The sequence below is a fragment of the Hymenobacter coccineus genome (assembly GCF_001816125.1).
Classification (GTDB): domain Bacteria; phylum Bacteroidota; class Bacteroidia; order Cytophagales; family Hymenobacteraceae; genus Hymenobacter; species Hymenobacter coccineus.
The window spans coordinates 1-2,066 of the sequence record NZ_MDZA01000251.1 but is presented as its reverse complement, the minus strand read 5'-3'; the positions used below and the strand labels follow the sequence as shown (position 1 = coordinate 2,066).

Annotated in this window: 4 protein-coding genes; all 4 read right to left on the bottom strand. The window is 67.2% G+C overall.

Annotated elements, in window-relative coordinates; translation table 11 throughout:
- Positions 1–220 precede the first annotated feature (220 nt).
- Positions 221–415, bottom strand: a complete 195-nt coding sequence (locus tag BEN49_RS14400; RefSeq protein WP_068228568.1) for a cold-shock protein — start codon at positions 413–415, stop codon at positions 221–223.
- Between the two features lie 142 nt (positions 416–557).
- The gene (gene iscX, locus BEN49_RS14395; RefSeq protein WP_070744523.1) at positions 558–794 is read right to left on the bottom strand and encodes a Fe-S cluster assembly protein IscX; all 237 of its coding nucleotides are present in this window, start codon (positions 792–794) and stop codon (positions 558–560) included.
- A 114-nt stretch (positions 795–908) separates the two neighbouring features.
- Positions 909–1,238 carry a 2Fe-2S iron-sulfur cluster-binding protein gene (locus BEN49_RS14390; RefSeq protein ID WP_083326107.1) on the bottom strand — a complete coding sequence of 110 codons (330 nt, stop codon included), beginning with the start codon at positions 1,236–1,238 and terminating at the stop codon, positions 909–911.
- A 169-nt stretch (positions 1,239–1,407) separates the two neighbouring features.
- Positions 1,408–2,066: DUF2520 domain-containing protein (locus BEN49_RS14385; protein WP_070744521.1), on the bottom strand; the 659-nt coding region annotated here is incomplete at its 5' end.

Genomic DNA, 2,066 nt, shown 5'->3' with positions numbered 1-2,066 from the left:
GGCCAGCAGCCGGCCGCGCGCCCCGCCCGCCGCCCCGTCGGGGCCCGGCAGCCCGGCGGGCAGCGGCGCAGAAAAAGCGGCAGTGGACATGGGCGGTGCACAGGGGCGCGCAAAGGTGGGGCCCAGCGGCGGCACCGGCCCCGCCAGGCACAGCAAAGGCTTCCCAGCGGTGCCGGAAAGCCTTCTTAAACTATAGCGGGGTAGCGCGTAAGGCGGTGCCTCAGATTTTGCGCACGTTCACGGCGTTCACACCCTTGCGGCCCTCCTGGGTTTCGAATTCCACCCGGTCGTTTTGCTGAATCTGGCCACCGTTCAGGCCGGTGATGTGAACGAAGAAATCTTCGCGGGTGGCCTCATCGGTAATAAAGCCGTAGCCTTTCTCCTCGTTAAAAAATTTTACGGTCCCGGTGTTCATCGCAATAAAAGAAAAATGTGGAAGGGGCCTAAATAGGTGGCCAAATTACCTTGCCCCACCAACGCAGCCGGGCACCTTCTTTCATACGGCGGGGCCGGGCGGCGGGTTGAGGCCGCGGCTGGGGCCCCCACCGGCGCCACCGTTATTGGTTATCACGCCACTCGTACACCCACTTGGCCTGGATTTGCTCCAAGTGGCCTTCGGTGGCCTGCTCGCGGGTACCGGCAAAGTTGGGCAGCGTCAGCACCCAGTCAATCAGGTCGGTGAAGCGGATGCGGTAGATGCGGGCCTCCGGGTATTCTTCGCCGAATTTCTCGTACAGCGCCATGGCCACGTCCTCGTGGTCGGCCCACTGGATGGGGGGTTCAAAGTGGTTCATTTTTTTGTAGGGTATGGGGGTAGGCGGGTGTGGGGTAGGAGGTGGTGGGCATGGCTGGGAAATTTGTTTCCCCCTCCTACCCTCCTACCCCCTCACCCGCCTACCCTAATAAAACTAGTGCCCCAGGAAGTGCTGGTGCGGGATGGTAACGGTGAGCTCCATGCCGGCGTTTACTACGCACTGGCAGGCCAGGCGCGAGGTGATGCGCGGGTTCTCGGCGCGGTCGATGAAATCCTCCTCCTTATCGCTGATTTCGGGCAGGTCGTCGCCGCCACGCTCCACGTACACGTGGCAAGTGCTGCACCCGCACACGCCGCCGCAGTTGTGCTGGAGTTGGATGGCGTTGTTCAGGGCCACGTCGAGCACCGACTCGCCGGCGGCCGCCACGTGGGTTTGGGCCGGTTGGCCGTCCTTGAACTGAAACGTAATGGTGGTGGCGGGCACGAATTTGAGGTCTTTGGTAAGGAAAAAGCCGCCGGGGAGCCGGCAAGCCGCTGGGACTCAACCGCTCGGGCTGGGCTAGGGTTGGGCAGGGTGCCCAAAATTTTACCCGGCGCGGGGGTCCAACGGGCCCGCAAAGGTAGGGCCACCCGGCCCGGCGTCAAAGCCGCGGCTACGCGCCGGCCAGCCCGGGTACCGGGGGCAGCTGCGCCTGAATACTGGCCGTCAGCTGGTTATAGATTCCCAGCCAGGCCGGATGCGCCGCCAGCGCTGCCTGGTGGGCCCCTAGCGTGGGCGCGTCGCGGCGGGCGGCGGGGCCCGTCTGCACCGCGAAGGGCGAGCCGGTGGCCAGGGCCTTGTCCACGGTTTCGCGCACCAGCGGGGCCAGCAGGGCGGCCGGCAAGCCCGCTTCGGCCAGCAGCGCATCGGCCACGCCCAGCAGGTGGTTGGTGAAGTTGTTGGCAAACACCGCCGCCACGTGCAGCCGCAGCCGGTCGGCCGAGGCCAGCGGGCGCACGTCGGCGCTCAGGCTGCGGGCCAGTGCCAACAGCATATTTAGGGCCCCGGCGTCGGCGGCCTCCACGCACAGCGGCACGGCGGCCCAGGCCACGGCCCGGCCGGCGCTGAACGTTTGCAGCGGGTACAGCACGCCGCCCCGCACTTCCGGCTGGGCTTCGAATACGCTCAGCGGCAGGGCGCCCGCTAGGTGGGCCACCAAGGCCCCGGCCGGCCAGGCCACCGCCGCCAGCACCGGGGCCACGGCCGCATCGGGCACGGCCAGCAGGTACACATCGGCGGGCGGCAAGGGGGCCCCCAGGTCCGGCAGCACCG

What these genes read in the sequence shown, in the direction of transcription:
- iscX (WP_070744523.1), bottom strand. Translation starts at nt 794, where the DNA reads ATGAACCACTTTGAACCCCCCATCCAGTGGGCCGACCACGAGGACGTG.
- BEN49_RS14400 (WP_068228568.1), bottom strand. Translation starts at nt 415, where the DNA reads ATGAACACCGGGACCGTAAAATTTTTTAACGAGGAGAAAGGCTACGGC.